The organism is Streptomyces sp. NPDC001156 (genome assembly GCF_053598275.1).
Map to the genome: position 1 here is coordinate 41,567 of NZ_JBSFJX010000050.1, position 14,429 is coordinate 55,995.

Consider the following 14,429-nt stretch of genomic DNA (forward strand, 5'->3'; position numbering starts at 1 on the left):
TTGGTTCCCTGAGTCCGGCGGTGCAAGAACGTACCCGTCCCGTGAGAGTGGTCACGCGAGGTTTAGCTACAAACCGGATATCTCATACGCGATCTGCCATGAACTGCCATCCTTTGCGGCGGTGTTGTGCCCGTTGCCGTTGACGGTCCGAAGCGTTTAACCCGGTGGACCGGGAGCCCCCCGAACTCCCGACCCAACTCACTGCCGAGGAGGGGTTCCACTTTGGAGGCCGGGATGCAGACCACGCAGAGCACCGAGTTCCGTACGCAGCCGCCGGGCGCGCGCCGCATGCCCGCCGCGGACCGCGGCGCGCCGCCGACCCAGGCCCCCGACCTTGTGACCGTCCCGGCCCGGCAGGGACTCGAGGCCGTCGACATCCTGCGCCGCGGTGCGGGCGACTGCGTCGGGCCGGTCCTCCACGACGACGGCTGCGACACCCTGGGTTTCCTGGTCCCGCCCGGGACCGCCGACGCCTGGGACGTCCCCGGCAGCACCTGCACGCAGACGGCGGGACGCGGCATCAGCCTCGTCGCTCCGGAACCTCCGGTCGAGGGCACGGGCTGGCTGCTCCCTCCCGGCGAGGTGGAGCCGGCGACGGACCCCGTGGTGCTCCGGGAGGCGCTCGGGGAGGCGGCCCGGCTGCTCGAGGCCGCCGACAACTGTCGGTAGTCGGACGCTGACGGTCCGCGTGAGGCGGTCGCCACGCGGGCGGCCGGGTGGGCCGCCCGCGGCAGGGCCCCGGATAATGGCTGGATGGGCAGGTCACGGAACGCGCGGCGGGAGAAGGCCGTCGAGCCGGTGGTCGAGGCGGTCGACGGCGGTCTCGCCCAGCTGATACCCGACCGGGACCGGTCGCGCGCCTGGACCCTCCTCATCGACGGCGCCCCGCAATCGATGGTCGACCTGGACGACCCGGCGTACCTCGGTTTCGAGTACCAGCGACGCCTCGGCCATGTCATCGATCTGGCCGCGCCGCCCGGCCGGCCGGTGCAGGCCGTGCACCTCGGCGGAGGCGCGTTCACCCTCGCCCGCTACACCGCCGCCACCCGCCCCCGCTCCACCCAGCAGGTGGTCGAGCGCGACGCCTCGCTCGTCCAACTGGTGCGGCGCACGCTGCCCTTGGACCCCAACGCCCGCATACGGGTGCGTTCCGCGGACGCCCGCGTGGGACTCGCCAAGGTGCCGGACGGCTGGGCGGACCTGGTCATCACGGATGTGTTCAGCGGGGCGCGCACCCCGGCCCATCTGACATCGGTCGAGTTCCTCACTGATGTCCGCAGGGTGCTCAAGGACGGCGGCCAGTACGCGGCCAACCTCGCCGACGGCCCGCCGCTCGCCCATCTGCGCGGGCAGATCTCGACCGCCGCGGCCGTCTTCCCCGAACTCGCTCTGATCGCCGACCCCGTCGTACTGCGCGGCAAGCGTTTCGGGAACGCGGTCTTGATCGCCTCCGCCCACCCTCTTCCGCTCGCCGAACTCACCCGCCGCGCCGCCTCGGACCCGCACCCCGCGCGCGTGGAGCACGGCAGGGCACTGACCGACTTCACCGGTGGCGCGGTGGCGGTCACGGACGCGGCGGCCGTGGCGTCACCGGCGCCCCCGCCCTCGGTCTTCCGCTGACCCGCGTGGCCGGCAGGCACCACGCTGCCCCCGTGGCGGACTAGTACGTCTCGACGTCCACATGGGGCGGGCCGTCGTGCCACGTGCAGAACACCGTGACCCGTTGCGTGCCGGAGGCGAACTCCACGCGGATCCACGACTCCGTCTTCCACACCTGCATCGACCAGCCCGGACCGGGCGTCGCGGACACCAGCGTCGCGGACGTCGTACCGAGGTCGAAGACCGCCCGCCCGCCGGTGGTGTCATAGCTCTTGACGCGGCTGGTGGAACTAGAAGGGGAGGACGGCGGCGTCGTCGGGGAGGGCGAGGGGCTCGTGCCGGACTTCTTCGAGGAGACCGGCGTCGTGCTCGGCGCGGGCGTCCCGCTCGCACTCCGCGACGGTTCCGGCCGCTCCGTCGACGCGATCTGTGGCCTGGTGCCCTGAGTCGTCGCGCCACCCGCCGTGATGGGCAGGGCGCGCGGGGGGTCGTAGGCGGTCCCCGCCATCACCGTGTGGACGCCCCACCACGACAGCGTGACCGCCGCGCCTGTGGCGAGCGACCAAGCCAGTACGTGTACGAGTCCTCTCAACATCCCGGCCATACTGCCCCACGCGCCCCACCGGTGTCCCGCGAGTCGCACACAGTTCCGCTTCTCGCGCTACCGCACGGGGAGTTGTCCACAGCCCCCGGAAGCACGTCCCCGTATGGCGTACGGTGCCGCCCATGGCAAGTGTGCTCGTGGTCGAGGACGACCAGTTCGTACGCTCGGCCCTCATCAGGCACCTGACGGAGGCCGGGCACACCGTGCGCAGCGTCGGCACCGCACTGGAGGCACTGCGCGAGGTCGCCCACTTTCCCTTCGACCTCGTGATCCTCGACCTCGGACTGCCCGATCTCGACGGATCCGAGGCGCTGAAGATGCTGCGCGGCATCACCGACGTACCGGTGATCATCGCCACCGCACGCGATGACGAGGCAGAGGTGGTCCGCCTGCTGAACGCGGGCGCGGACGACTATCTGACCAAGCCGTTCTCGGTCGAGCACCTGTCGGCACGGATCGCGGCGGTGCTGCGCCGGGCCCGTGCGGCCGCCGTCGGAGCCGCGCCCCCGGCGGTCATCCGCGTCGGCGGCCTCGCGATCGACCTCCTGCGCCGGCTCGCCGAACTGGACGGGCACCGACTGGACCTGACCCGCCGTGAGTTCGACCTGCTCGCCTTCCTCGCCGGCCGGCCCGGTGTCGTGGTGCCCCGCAGGGAACTGCTCGCCGAGGTGTGGCAGCAGTCCTACGGGGACGACCAGACCATCGACGTCCATCTGTCCTGGCTCAGGCGGAAGCTGGGCGAGACGGCGGCCAAGCCGCGCTATCTGCACACGCTGCGGGGCGTCGGCGTGAAGCTGGAACCACCGAGGGCGGAGCCGTTGCCATGAGATGGGCGCTGGTCAAGGTCTGCCTGGCGGTGACCGCCATGGTCGTGGTCGCCTTCGCGGTACCGCTCGGCCTCGTCGTCAAGGAGATGGCGCGCGATCGCGCCTTCTCGAACGCGGAGCGCGAGGCCGCCGCGATCGCGCCCGCCCTGTCCATCACCACCGAACGCGACCAGCTGGAGCGGGTGGTGGCCTCGACGGGTTACGACGACGGGATGGCTGTGCACATCCCCGCGGCTGGCGGCACCAAGGCGCTGGACATCGGCCGCCGACGCGCCCCGGCCGAGGACATCGCGGCCACCCGCAGACTGGGCCGGGCCTCCACCACCGAGGTGCCCGGCGGCTCGGCGCTGCTCCAGCCCACCGCCCTCAGCTCCGGTGGCATCGCCGTGGTCGAGGTGTACGTCCCCGAGTCCGAGGTGACGAACGGCGTCGGCACGGCCTGGGCGGTGCTCGCCGCGGTCGGTGTCGCACTGATCATCGGCTCGGTGGCGGTCGCCGACCGGCTCGGCGTGCGGATGGTGCAGCCCGCCCAGCGTCTGGCCGAGGGCGCGCACAACCTGGGGGAGGGGAAGCTCGGCGCACGGGTCCCCGAGGACGGCCCGACCGAACTGCGCCTGGCAGCGGTCGCGTTCAACTCGATGGCCGACCAGGTGGTGCAACTCCTGGCGAACGAACGCGAACTGGCCGCCGATCTGTCCCATCGGCTGCGTACCCCCCTGACCGTGCTGCGGCTGAACGCCGCCTCCCTCGGCGACGGACCGGCCGCCGAGCAGACACGCGCCGCGGTGGCGCAACTGGAGCGCGAGGTCGACACGATCATCCGTACGGCGCGCGAGGCCAAGCCGCAGACCGTGGCGGCAGGACCGGGCGCCGGGTGCGACGCGGCCGAGGTCGTGCGGGAGCGGATGGAGTTCTGGTCGGCGCTCGCCGAGGACGAGAGGCGCAAGTGGCGGGTGGCCGGAGCCGACCGGCCGGTACGCATACCCGTGGCCCGCGCCGACCTCGCCGCCGCGCTCGACGCGCTGCTCGGGAACGTCTTCCGGCACACCCCGGAGGGCACGGCCTTCGCGGTCGACGTCCACAACGGCGAGGACGCGGTCATCGTGCTGGTCTCCGACGCGGGACCGGGGATCCTCGACCCGGAGACGGCCATGGCCCGGGGACGCGGTTCGGGCAGCGACGGCTCGACGGGCCTCGGCCTGGACATCGTGCGCCGGCTCGCGGAGTCGACCGGCGGGGACGTGCGGATCGGCTCCTCGGTGCTGGGCGGCACGGAGGTGCGCATCTGGTTCCAGCTCGACGGGCGGGCCCCGGTGCGCCGGGGGCACCGGGTACGGCGTCGGCGGTCCGGCAGATCGGTCTCTCCCTTTAATCGTCCCCGATCTCTTCCTTAAGCGCACCCTAAGATCCTCAACTCCGTTCCGGATCAATCCGATTGGCCCGATTCGGGATCGCTAGCGTGCTGCCGCACCCCACCCCCCGTGAGCAGCGAAGGCAGGCACGCGATGAGCAGCACGCACCGGCGCAGGATCAGCGGCAGAAGCAAGGCGATCGGCGGTGTCGTCGCCGCCTCCGTCGTGGGCGGCGGAGCGCTCCTGGTCACCGGCACCGCGCACGCCGCGGGCGTCGGAGCCGTGTACACGAAGACCAGTGACTGGTCGACGGGCTACACCGCGCAGTACGTCGTCTCGAACGACAGCGGCCAGACCAAGGGGGACTGGACGCTGCAGTTCGACCTGCCGTCCGGTGCCAAGATCAGCTCCCTGTGGAACGCCACATCGACGGTGAGCGGACAGCACATCACCGTGAAGCCGCCGTCCTGGGACAAGGACGGGCTGGCAGCGGGCGAATCCGTGACGGTCGGCTTCGTCGTGACCGGCTCCGGCGATCCGGGCGGCTGTCTCATAGACGGCGCGAAGTGCTCCGCCGACGACGGCGCGACTCCGGAGCCGAGCGGTCGCCCCACCACGTCCGCGACCCCCACGGCGACTCCGACTCCGACTCCGAGCACGACCATGAAGCCGACCGCCACGGCGACCCACACTCCCTCGCCGACCGCCTCCCAGACCTCCGGCTCCGGTACGGCCACGAGCGCGCGCTTCGCCCCGTACGTCGACACGTCTCTCTACCCGGCCTTCGACCTGATCGCCTCAGCGGACGCGACCGGGGTCAAGGACTACAACCTCGCCTTCGTCACCGACGGCGGCGCCTGCACGCCCAAGTGGGGCGGTGTCACCGCCATCGGCAGCGACGCCGTGGCCGCGCAGATCGGCGCCCTGCGGGCCAAGGGCGGCGACGTCCGGGTCTCCTTCGGCGGCGCCTCCGGTTCGGAACTGGCCACGGCCTGCTCCTCAGCGGACGCGCTGGCCGCGGCCTACGGGAAGGCCCTGGACGCCTACAAGCTCTCCAAGGTCGACTTCGACGTGGAGGGCGGCGCGCTGCCGAACACGGCCGCGAACACTCGCCGCGCCCAGGCCATCGCCAAGCTCCAGCAGCAACACCCGGGCTTGGACGTGTCGTTCACGCTCCCCGTCATGCCGGAGGGCCTGACCCAGGACGGTGTCAACCTCCTGGCCGACGCCAAGGCCAACGGTGTGCGGATGTCCGCCGTCAACATCATGGCGATGGATTACGGCGCCTCGTACAGCGGTGACATGGGCACCTACGCGGAGCAGGCCGCCACCGCCACCCAGGCCCAGATCAAGAGCGTGTTGGGGCTGTCCGACAGCGCGGCCTGGAAGACGGTCGCGGTCACCCCGATGATCGGCGTCAACGACGTGTCGTCCGAGATCTTCAAGGTCGACGACGCCACCCAGCTGGTGGACTTCGCCAAGTCGAAGGGTCTTGGGTGGCTGTCGATGTGGTCGGCCACGCGCGACAAGCAGTGCGACGGCGGTGCCAAGCCGACGGCGGACGCGACCTGCAGCTCGGTCGTCCAGGACAGGTTCGCCTTCTCGAAGGCGTTCGGCGCCTTCAAGTAGGGCTCTGCCCGGCGTGGTCGAGCCCCCGGGGGCGCGGCACCTCCCTCTCGTGTCGCGCCCCCGGGTGGTCAGTCCTCCAGCGGCGGCAGCGCCCCGGTCCGGGCCGCCCGGGAGTACCAGTGCGCGCTGGACTTCGGCGTGCGGGCCAGCGTCGCGTAGTCCACGTACACCGCCCCGAACCGCTTCTCGTAGCCGTAGGCCCACTCGAAGTTGTCCATGAGGGACCACAGGTAGTAGCCGCGGACGTCCGCGCCGTTCGTGATGGCCCGGTGGACTGCCGACAGGTGGCTGTGCAGGTACGCGGTCCGCTCGGGGTCGTGGACGCGGCCCTCCGGGTCGGGCTTGTCGTCGTACGCCGCGCCGTTCTCCGTCACATACAGCGGAAGCCCCGGCGCTTCCCGCGAGTACCGCATGATCAGCTCGTGCAGGCCGGTCGGGTCGATCGTCCAGCCCATCTCGGTGCGCTCGCCGGGAGTCTGGTGGAAGGTCACGTCGTCCGCGCCCGGCCAGGGCGAGTAGGCGCTCGCGCCGTGGCCGTCCGACCGCGAACCGCTGCCGGCCGTCTCCGAAGCCGCCGACACGAGCGTCGGCGTGTAGTAGTTGAGACCCAGTGCGTCCAGCGGCTGGTCGATGGTGGCCAGGTCGCCGTCGAGGACGTACGACCAGTCCGTGATGGCAGCCGTCGCGGTGAACAGGGTCTCCGGGTACGCCCCATGCAGCATCGGGCCGTGGAAGACGCCGTTCGCCAGATCGTCGATCTTCTGCCGCGCGGCCAGGTCCGCCGGGTCCTGCGACACCGGCCGTACCGGACACGAGTTGAGACTCACCGCCACCGTGTTGCGGGACGGCATCACCGAACGGAGCGCGGAGGTGCCGAGGCCGTGGGCCAGGTTCAGATGATGGGCCGCGCGCAGGGCCGCCGCCGCGTCCGTACGGCCCGGGGCGTGCACGCCGGAGCCGTACCCCAGGAACGCGCTGCACCAGGGCTCGTTCAGGGTGATCCACTGTTCCACCCGGTCGCCCAGGGCTTCGCCCACGATGCCGGCGTACTCGGCGAAGCGGTACGCGGTGTCCCGCTCGGGCCAGCCGCCCGCGTCCTCCAGCTCCTGAGGCAGATCCCAGTGGTAGAGGGTGATCGCCGGCTTGATGCCGTGGGCGAGCAGTTCGTCCACCAGGCGACGGTAGAAGTCCAGTCCGCGCTGGACCGCGGGCCCCCGGCCCGTCGGCTGCACGCGCGACCACGAGATCGAGAAGCGGTACGCGCTCAGGCCCAGCTCGGCCATCAGCGCGACGTCCTCGCGGTAGCGGTGGTAGTGGTCGACAGCGATGTCACCGGTCTCGCCGCCGGCCGTCCTGCCCGGCGTATGGCTGAAGGTGTCCCAGATCGAGGGGGTGCGGCCGTCCTCCCGCACTGCTCCCTCGATCTGGTACGCGGAGGTCGCGGCGCCCCAGAGGAAGGTGGGAGGAAAGGTCACCGGGGTCACCGGCTGTGCGGATTCAGGCATGGAAGCGCTCCCATAGATGGTCGTCGGGATCGACGGAGGTAGGGGAAAGAGGGGACGAGGGGGCCGGGGCGGCGATGACCCGGCCCCCGATGACGCAGGGGCGGCGGCGCCGGGGAGTCCGTTGCGGGACCCCTCCCGCGCGAGGCTGCCGAGCGTGGCGAAGGGTCAGCCCTTGATCGCGCCCTGCATGATCCCGCCGACGATCTGCTTGCCGAACAGCAGGAAGGCGATCAGCAGCGGCAGTGTGCCGAGCAGCGCACCCGCCATGATCACCGCCTGGTCGGGGACATATCCGGTGCCGAGCGAGTTGAGCGCCACCTGTACGGTCGGGTTCTGCTGGTTCAGCGCGATGATCGGCCACAGGAAGTCGTTCCAGGCGAATACGAAGGTCAGCAGTCCGAGCACGGCCATCGCCGGCCGCGCCGCGGGGAAGACCACGTGCCACACGACGCGCAGACTGCTCGCGCCGTCCACCCGCGCCGCCTCGATCAGTTCGGTGGGCAGTGCCTGCACCAGGTACTGCCGCATGAAGAACGTGCCGAAGGCGGTGACCAGCGTCGGCAGGATGACGGTCTGCAGCTGGTTGGACCAGCCCAGGTCCGACATCCACAGGTACAGCGGTACGACGGCCAGCTGCGGCGGGATCATCATGGTGCCGATGGTCAGCAGCAGCAGCACGCTGGAGAACCGGAACCGCAATTTGGCGAAGGCGAATCCGGCGAGCGTGGAGAACAGGACCGTGCTGACCGTGATGGTGGTCGCGACCAGCGTGGAGTTGAACATCGCCGTGCCGAGCCCGGCCTGTTCCCAGGCCGCCTGCAGGTTCTTGAACAGGTTCCCGCCGAACCACAGCGGAGGCGGCGTCTCGGCGAGCCGCCGGTCGTTGCGGGAGGCCGCGACCGCCGTCCACACCAGTGGAGCCAGCGAGACCAGCGCGAAGACGGTCAGCACGACATAGGTGACGGGCCCCGCGTCCAGCTGCTTGCCCGCGCCCATCGCCCCGCGGCGCCGGGGGGTCCGCTCGCCCTTGGCCTTCGTCCCCGCCTGAGGCAGGGTCAGGTCGGTAGTGGTCATTGGGACTTCCTCAGCCGTCGGGTGAGCAGCATGTTGATCACGGCCACCACCAGCAGGATCAGGAACATGGACCAGGCGATCGCGGACGCTTTGCCGAGGTTGCCGATGATCCAGCCCTGGTCGTACATGTACAGGCCGAGCGTCTGGTACTGGTGCTCCGAGCCGCCCTTGGATCCGCTGACCCCGCCGAACAGCAGGGGTTCACCGAAGAGCTGCGTCGCGCCGATCGTCGAGACGATCACCGTGAACAGGATCGTGGGCCGCAGCATCGGGACCGTCACATGGCGGAACTGCTTCCAGCGGTTCGCTCCGTCGAGGGCGGCCGACTCGTACAGGTCGCTGGGGATCGCCTGCATCGCCGCGAGGTAGATCAGCGCGTTGTAGCCGGTCCACCGCCAGATCACGATCGAGGAGACGGCGAACTGCGAACCCCAGTCGGACTCCCGCCAGTTGACGGGGTCGACCCCGACGAAGTGGAGCAGCCAGTTGATCATGCCGCCGTCCCAGGAGTACAGCAGCGTGAAGACCAGCGTCGCCGCCGCCACCGAGGTGGCGTACGGGGTGAGCATCACGACCCGCCAGACGGTCGAGCCGCGCAGCCGGTAGTTGAGCAGATGCGCGAGCCACAGCGCCGCGAGGAGCTGCGGCACCGTCGAGATCACACCGATGGTGAAGGTGTTCCCCAGGGCGTTCCAGAAGAACTCGGAGGAGAACAGGTTCTTGTAGTTGTCCAGACCCGTCCAGGTCTGGTGGTCCAGGGCCGAGAGCTGCACGTTGTGCAGCGAGTACCAGGCCGTGTAGAGCAGCGGGACCAGCGAGAAGGCCCCGAAGACGATGAAGAAGGGGGCGATGAACACATACGGAGACGCCTTCATGTCCCAGCGGTACAGCCGGCTGCGCCAGGAGTCTGTGCCCGTCGCCGGCCTGCCGCGACCGTGAGCGCCCCCGACCGCGCCCGGCTGCTTGCCGGGCGCGGTCTCGGCGCTCGACGCGGGGTGCGCGAGAGCCTCTTTGGAGCTGGTCACTGGCCGAGCACGTCCTTGATCTCCTTGCCGGCCGCGTCCCAGCCCTGAGCGGGGGACTTGCCCTTCTGCTCGACCTGGAGGATGCCGACGTCGGTGAGCGCGGAGTTGATCGGCTGGTCCTTGATGCCGAAGTACTGCGTCGGAATGGTCTTCGCCGAGTCCGAGAAGATCTGGGTGATCGGCGCGTTGGAGAAGTACGTCGTCGTGTCGGCCTGCGGCTGCAGGCTCGCGTACGCGGACGGCGTCGAGGGGAAGCTGGCCTGCTTGGCGAAGACCTTGGCCTGCTGCTCGGGCGCGGTCAGCCACTTCGCCAGGTCGATGGCCTCCTTCTGGTGCTTGCTCGCCGTCGGCACGCCGAGGAAGGAGCCGCCCCAGTTGGACGCGGTCGGGGCCGCCGCGACGTCCCACTTGCCCTTGCCGGAGTCACCGGACTTCTGCTCGATGTAGCCGAGCATCCATGCCGGGCAGGCCACCGTCGCGAAGGTGCCGTTGGCGAAGCCCTGGTCCCAGGTCGGGTCGAACTGCTTCAGCTTCGCCGACATGTTGCTGGTCGCCACCTGCATGGCGACGTCCCAGGACTTCTTCACACCGTCGGACTTGTCCCAGACGACGTTGCCGTCCTTGTCGTAGTACCGCTGCTCGGCGCCGCCGAGGGCCGCGTTGTAGACGGAGGACGCGGAGTCCACGAACTTGGTGCCCTTGGGCGCCTTCTTCATGTACTCCTTGCCGACGTCGACGTACTTCGACCAGTCGCCCTTCCAGGACTCGGCGAGCTTGGCGCGGTCCGTCTCGAGGCCGGCCTTCTGGAAGAGGTCCTTGCGGTAGCAGATGGCCATCGGGCCGATGTCGGTGCCGAGCCCGATCGTCTTGCCGTCCTTGGTGGTGGCCTGCGCCACCTTCCAGTCCAGCCACTGGGACTTGTCGACGTCCTTGCCGAGGTCGACGAACTTGGCGGCCTGCGTCTGCACGGCCTCGGTGATGTTGCCGACCTCGATGGCCTGGATGTCGTCCGTGCCGGAACCGGCCTGCAGGCGGGTGAGCACCTTGGGCCAGTACACGTCGGTGCGGGTGGTGACGTTCTCCTTGATGGTGATGTCCGGGTGGAGCTTCATGTACTCGTCGTAGAGTCCGGCCTGCTTGTAGCCGAAGACGCCGAAGGTGCCGACGGTCAGCGTCGTCTTGCCCTTGCCGCCGCCACCGCCGTTCGAGTTCGACGAGTTGTCGTCCGAGTCTTTGGCGCAGCCGGCCAGCAGCCCCGTCGTCAGCGCGGCGACGGCCGCGAGGGCCACCAGCCCGTGGGACCGGCGAGTACTCGTGCGCATTGCGTCCTCCTGTTGCCTGACGTGCCGACCCCCCGGCCAACTGCATTGGTTGGGCCCGTTCGTGCTCGCTGCGGCTCGGGCGGGGAACGTGCGGGATGTGTATGTGTCAGGTACCGTGGGAGCGCTCCCACAGGTGATGAGTTGAAGAGTCGTCGGTTCCCGCGAGGGTGTCAAGGGAGCGGACACGCACAGATGCGTTCGGTTATCGGGCTGTTAACTGGACCGGGCGGGAGCGGATGGAAACGGGCAAGGGCCGGCACGGTCCGGGCCGGATCCGGGGGTCGGTGACGTCGGCGCCCGGTGACGGTCACCTGGACTGCGGCGACTGTTAGATTCCAGGCCAACGTGGGTTCGACGGCGGGAGGCGGGGCCAATGGTAAGCCACGGAGCGCGGGGCCGCAGTGGCGGTCGACCCACCCTCGAAGAGGTGGCCGCACGCGCCGGCGTCGGCCGCGGCACGGTCTCCCGGGTGATCAACGGCTCGCCCCGGGTGAGCGATGCGACGCGCGCGGCCGTCGAGGCGGCGGTCGCGGAGCTCGGTTATGTACCGAACACCGCGGCCCGCGCACTGGCCGCCAACCGCACAGACGCCATCGCCCTCGTCGTCCCCGAACCGGAGACCCGCTTCTTCGCGGAACCGTACTTCTCGGACATGCTCAAGGGCGTGGGGGCCGAGCTGTCGGACACGGAGATGCAGCTGCTGCTGATCTTCGCGGGCAACGACCGGGAGCGCCGAAGCCTGGCCCAGTACCTGGCGGCGCACCGGGTGGACGGCGTGCTGCTGGTCTCGGTGCACGCGGACGACCCCCTGCCCGATCTGCTGGCCCAGCTGGAGATCCCGGCGGTGATCAGCGGTCCCCGTTCGGCGGGCGAGGCGCTGCCGTCGGTGGACTCGGACAACTACGGCGGCGGCCGCTCGGCGGTCGAGCACTTGATCGCCCGGGGCCGCGCGCAGATCGCGACGATCACGGGCCGGCTCGATGTGTACGGTGCCCAGCGGCGTGTCGACGGCTACCGTGACGCGCTACGGGACGCCGGCCGAGAGGTGGACGAGAAGCTGATCGTCCCCGGTGACTTCACGGAGGAAGGCGGCCGCCGGGCCATGGCGGAGCTGCTGGCCCGCCGCCCAGGTCTGGACGCGGTGTTCGCGGGGTCGGACGTGATGGCCGCGGGCGCGCGACAGGTGCTGCGTGAGGCGGGCCGCCGCATACCAGGTGACGTGGCGCTGGTCGGCTACGACGACTCGGCGATCGCCCGCCATATGGACCCGCCCCTGAGCAGCGTGCGCCAGCCGATCGAGCAGATGGGCCGCGCGATGATCGACCTGCTGCTCGACGAGATCGCGGACCAACGCCCGGCGGGCTCCCGGACCCTGGACCGCCGCCAGGTGGTCCTGCCGGCGGAACTGGTGGAGCGGGACTCCTCCTGAGGCGGTGGACAGACCCGGACGGACCCGGCGTGCCGGGTTGGGGTCGATGGTGACGGATGTCTCCGATGCGCTCCGCGCCACGGCGTTCCGGCGCGGAGCGCCGGGCTGTGTGCCGGGGGGATCGAGGGGCCGGGTTGTGCGCATGCCGCCGGGCCGGCCGCCCGGCTGTCCCCGGGGCTGAGTGCACGTTCGCCCATGTGCCGCGTGCCGGGCCGTGGGCGGAGGACGGCCCGCAGGGTCGCGGGTCCTGAAACGAGATCAGCCGGTGACTCGTTTCTCCGGGGTCACCGGCTGACTTCACAGGGTGAGTGACGGGATTCGAACCAGTTTTTTGACCCATCCGTGACCTGCGGCGACGCGGAATACCCGGACAAACAGGTGTAGTTCGATGACGCTGCAGACGCTCAGTTGCCTCGAATGCGGGTCCGTGTTCCCACGGGAACAGCCCACCCGCGGGCCACCGAGCGCTCGCCGCTGGTGAGTAGAAAAAAGCCCACCCGTGATCACAACGACAGCGCCCCCGCACGAAGCGGGGGCGCTGCGACCCTTCCCCGACGCCTGGGGGCCACCAGCCGGGCAGGGTCGTTCGTTGAGGGGGAGGTGCTCACCCGCCTCTACCCGCTCGACGCCGAGCTCACGGCCGTCCGTCGCCGGCATCGGTCACCTACACGAAACCCGCGCACTCCTCACAGCCGTGGCTTAGCCGCCGGGCCAGACACGGGACGGCCCCGGCCGGGGCATGGATCCCGACCGGGGCCGTCGTACAGGGGTGCAGATCAGGCGTCGAACTCGCCGGCCTTCACGCCCTTGACGAACGCGTCCCACTCGGCGGGGGTGTAGAACTGCGTCCCGCCCGCGCGGTCCTTGGTGTCGCGGACAGCTCGGCCCCCGTCGGGAGTCTTGGCGACCTCGACGCATGCGCCGTTGCCGCCCGAGAACGAGGACGTACGCCAGTTCAGGGTGTTGCTGTGCATCGTTGCTGTGCCTTTCAGTAGTGTTTTTGATCTCGGCGGGGGTAGGTTCGAGGGCGCGCCACGGCGGGAGGGCGCGCGCAAAGGTGCTTGTGCAGGTAGATGTCCGACCCGGCAGCGCTCGCCCCGGGGTTGGCTTCGGTGGTGTACTCCTGGCCGTCCCGGATCGGCTTGTCGCAGCGTGCGCAGATCATCGGCGGCCCTCCCGGATCAGGCGCCGCAGCGCGATACCCGTCTCGCAGCTGCCGGCGTCATCGACGCACTGCTCGCAGTTGGGTGTGCGGTCGTGGAGAGCGCGGAATGCGGCGGTGGCGGAGCAGGGGCGGCAGCCGCGCGGGAACGCCGTGACGTGGCTGTCGAGGACCCTGATGCGTCGCTCGCCGAGGTCTACGGCCGTCTCCGCCGTGAGACGCTCCCGCACCACACGCATCCCGCGCCGCGCTGCTGGTCTTCACTCAGGTCGCCCACGCTCGGCAGGGGAAGCGCTGCCCTCCCCCACGGTGGGGTGGTGTCGGTACGCTCTGGCATGTCGACTCCAACCCAGTCGACCACGCCCCCGGGCCCGGCAGTCGCGGGGGTTCTCTGGTGACCATATGCCAACTTAGTACGTCTTGGTACGTCCTCAGACGGACTAGCAGGATCTATGCCCGGCCAGGCTGTCCTCATACGGTCATTGCATGATCGAGCTTGACCGGGACGCCATGACGCCGATGTACGTGCAGCTCGCCAACGTGCTGCGCGACCGCATCCGGCGCGGTGAGATCCCGGTCGGCCGGCGCCTGCCATCCCAGTCCGAGCTGGAGGCCGAGACTGGGGGCGTGGTGTCGAGGCGGACCATCAAGAGCGCGCTGGAGCTGCTGGCCGCGGAGGGTCTGGTGCAGGGCGTACAGGGCAAGGGCGTTTTCGTGATCGCCCTGCCGCCATCCCAGGCATGACGAAACGTCCTCTGCGTAGCGCCGAGCTGGGAGGCGAGTGCGGCACCCACGCGCGAAGCTAGTGTGACGCGCCGGAAATGGCGAGTCTAAGTCTGTAGACTATTTCTATGTCGCATCGGGGTCCGCGTGCTGTCGAGGTCGTATTGTCCGACGAGGA

At 70.2% G+C, this 14,429-nt stretch carries 14 protein-coding genes; 7 read left to right on the forward strand and 7 right to left on the reverse strand.

Annotated features, from left to right (window positions below; genetic code table 11):
- Positions 1 to 234 precede the first annotated feature (234 nt).
- Positions 235 to 669 carry a hypothetical protein gene (locus ACWDA7_RS23465; RefSeq protein ID WP_450606172.1) on the forward strand — a complete coding sequence of 145 codons (435 nt, stop codon included), beginning with the start codon at positions 235 to 237 and terminating at the stop codon, positions 667 to 669.
- 84 nt (positions 670 to 753) lie between these two features.
- Positions 754 to 1,620: a spermidine synthase gene (locus ACWDA7_RS23470; RefSeq protein WP_359391538.1), complete on the forward strand. Its 867-nt coding sequence runs from the start codon at positions 754 to 756 to the stop codon at positions 1,618 to 1,620.
- Between the two features lie 40 nt (positions 1,621 to 1,660).
- Here ACWDA7_RS23470 and ACWDA7_RS23475 read toward each other — a convergent pair whose 3' ends face one another.
- Positions 1,661 to 2,194, reverse strand: coding sequence for a hypothetical protein (locus ACWDA7_RS23475; protein ID WP_450606173.1), 534 nt, complete (start codon positions 2,192 to 2,194; stop codon positions 1,661 to 1,663).
- Between the two features lie 131 nt (positions 2,195 to 2,325).
- On the opposite strand from ACWDA7_RS23475, the gene ACWDA7_RS23480 reads away from it, so the two are divergent.
- From ACWDA7_RS23480 to ACWDA7_RS23490, 3 genes are all read left to right on the forward strand, one after another.
- Complete coding sequence (locus ACWDA7_RS23480; RefSeq protein ID WP_450606174.1) at positions 2,326 to 3,030, forward strand: response regulator transcription factor; 705 nt, start codon at positions 2,326 to 2,328, stop codon at positions 3,028 to 3,030.
- On the forward strand, positions 3,027 to 4,424 hold the full coding sequence (locus ACWDA7_RS23485; RefSeq protein WP_450606175.1) for a sensor histidine kinase: 1,398 nt from the start codon (positions 3,027 to 3,029) through the stop codon (positions 4,422 to 4,424). The genes ACWDA7_RS23480 and ACWDA7_RS23485 overlap by 4 nt, the downstream gene beginning before the upstream one ends.
- A gap of 111 nt (positions 4,425 to 4,535) precedes the next feature.
- The gene (locus tag ACWDA7_RS23490) at positions 4,536 to 6,011 is read left to right on the forward strand and encodes a glycoside hydrolase family 18 protein (protein WP_450606176.1); all 1,476 of its coding nucleotides are present in this window, start codon (positions 4,536 to 4,538) and stop codon (positions 6,009 to 6,011) included.
- A gap of 68 nt (positions 6,012 to 6,079) precedes the next feature.
- On the opposite strand, the gene ACWDA7_RS23495 is transcribed toward ACWDA7_RS23490, so the two are convergent.
- The 4 genes from ACWDA7_RS23495 to ACWDA7_RS23510 form a co-directional block, all read right to left on the reverse strand.
- Complete coding sequence (locus ACWDA7_RS23495; protein WP_450606177.1) at positions 6,080 to 7,516, reverse strand: GH1 family beta-glucosidase; 1,437 nt, start codon at positions 7,514 to 7,516, stop codon at positions 6,080 to 6,082.
- A 165-nt stretch (positions 7,517 to 7,681) separates the two neighbouring features.
- Positions 7,682 to 8,590 carry a carbohydrate ABC transporter permease gene (locus ACWDA7_RS23500; RefSeq protein WP_450606178.1) on the reverse strand — a complete coding sequence of 303 codons (909 nt, stop codon included), beginning with the start codon at positions 8,588 to 8,590 and terminating at the stop codon, positions 7,682 to 7,684.
- Positions 8,587 to 9,615, reverse strand: coding sequence for a carbohydrate ABC transporter permease (locus ACWDA7_RS23505; protein WP_359391531.1), 1,029 nt, complete (start codon positions 9,613 to 9,615; stop codon positions 8,587 to 8,589). Before ACWDA7_RS23505 ends, ACWDA7_RS23500 begins: the two co-directional genes overlap by 4 nt.
- Positions 9,612 to 10,937, reverse strand: coding sequence for an ABC transporter substrate-binding protein (locus ACWDA7_RS23510; RefSeq protein ID WP_450606179.1), 1,326 nt, complete (start codon positions 10,935 to 10,937; stop codon positions 9,612 to 9,614). The genes ACWDA7_RS23505 and ACWDA7_RS23510 overlap by 4 nt, the downstream gene beginning before the upstream one ends.
- A 373-nt stretch (positions 10,938 to 11,310) precedes the next feature.
- Between ACWDA7_RS23510 and ACWDA7_RS23515 the strand changes: the two genes are divergently transcribed.
- On the forward strand, positions 11,311 to 12,366 hold the full coding sequence (locus ACWDA7_RS23515; RefSeq protein WP_450606180.1) for a LacI family DNA-binding transcriptional regulator: 1,056 nt from the start codon (positions 11,311 to 11,313) through the stop codon (positions 12,364 to 12,366).
- Positions 12,367 to 13,142: 776 nt separating this feature from the next.
- Here the strand turns inward: ACWDA7_RS23515 and ACWDA7_RS23520 are convergent.
- The gene (locus tag ACWDA7_RS23520) at positions 13,143 to 13,340 is read right to left on the reverse strand and encodes a DUF397 domain-containing protein (protein WP_450606181.1); all 198 of its coding nucleotides are present in this window, start codon (positions 13,338 to 13,340) and stop codon (positions 13,143 to 13,145) included.
- A gap of 187 nt (positions 13,341 to 13,527) precedes the next feature.
- Complete coding sequence (locus ACWDA7_RS23525) at positions 13,528 to 13,758, reverse strand: hypothetical protein (RefSeq protein WP_450606182.1); 231 nt, start codon at positions 13,756 to 13,758, stop codon at positions 13,528 to 13,530.
- Positions 13,759 to 14,014: 256 nt separating this feature from the next.
- Here ACWDA7_RS23525 and ACWDA7_RS23530 point away from each other — a divergent pair, with 256 nt between their 5' ends.
- A complete protein-coding gene (locus ACWDA7_RS23530; RefSeq protein ID WP_450606183.1) occupies positions 14,015 to 14,272 on the forward strand; it encodes a GntR family transcriptional regulator in 258 nt (85 codons plus the stop codon).
- Positions 14,273 to 14,429: the final 157 nt, after the last annotated feature.

Bases quoted from the DNA above. Each gene is read 5' to 3' on its own strand.
- ACWDA7_RS23470 (WP_359391538.1), top strand. From the start codon at position 754: ATGGGCAGGTCACGGAACGCGCGGCGGGAGAAGGCCGTCGAGCCGGTG.
- ACWDA7_RS23520 (WP_450606181.1), bottom strand. From the start codon at position 13,340: ATGCACAGCAACACCCTGAACTGGCGTACGTCCTCGTTCTCGGGCGGC.
- ACWDA7_RS23465 (WP_450606172.1), top strand. From the start codon at position 235: ATGCAGACCACGCAGAGCACCGAGTTCCGTACGCAGCCGCCGGGCGCG.
- ACWDA7_RS23475 (WP_450606173.1), bottom strand. From the start codon at position 2,194: ATGTTGAGAGGACTCGTACACGTACTGGCTTGGTCGCTCGCCACAGGC.
- ACWDA7_RS23500 (WP_450606178.1), bottom strand. From the start codon at position 8,590: ATGACCACTACCGACCTGACCCTGCCTCAGGCGGGGACGAAGGCCAAG.
- ACWDA7_RS23480 (WP_450606174.1), top strand. From the start codon at position 2,326: ATGGCAAGTGTGCTCGTGGTCGAGGACGACCAGTTCGTACGCTCGGCC.
- ACWDA7_RS23490 (WP_450606176.1), top strand. From the start codon at position 4,536: ATGAGCAGCACGCACCGGCGCAGGATCAGCGGCAGAAGCAAGGCGATC.
- ACWDA7_RS23515 (WP_450606180.1), top strand. From the start codon at position 11,311: ATGGTAAGCCACGGAGCGCGGGGCCGCAGTGGCGGTCGACCCACCCTC.
- ACWDA7_RS23495 (WP_450606177.1), bottom strand. From the start codon at position 7,516: ATGCCTGAATCCGCACAGCCGGTGACCCCGGTGACCTTTCCTCCCACC.
- ACWDA7_RS23530 (WP_450606183.1), top strand. From the start codon at position 14,015: ATGATCGAGCTTGACCGGGACGCCATGACGCCGATGTACGTGCAGCTC.
- ACWDA7_RS23510 (WP_450606179.1), bottom strand. From the start codon at position 10,937: ATGCGCACGAGTACTCGCCGGTCCCACGGGCTGGTGGCCCTCGCGGCC.
- ACWDA7_RS23485 (WP_450606175.1), top strand. From the start codon at position 3,027: ATGAGATGGGCGCTGGTCAAGGTCTGCCTGGCGGTGACCGCCATGGTC.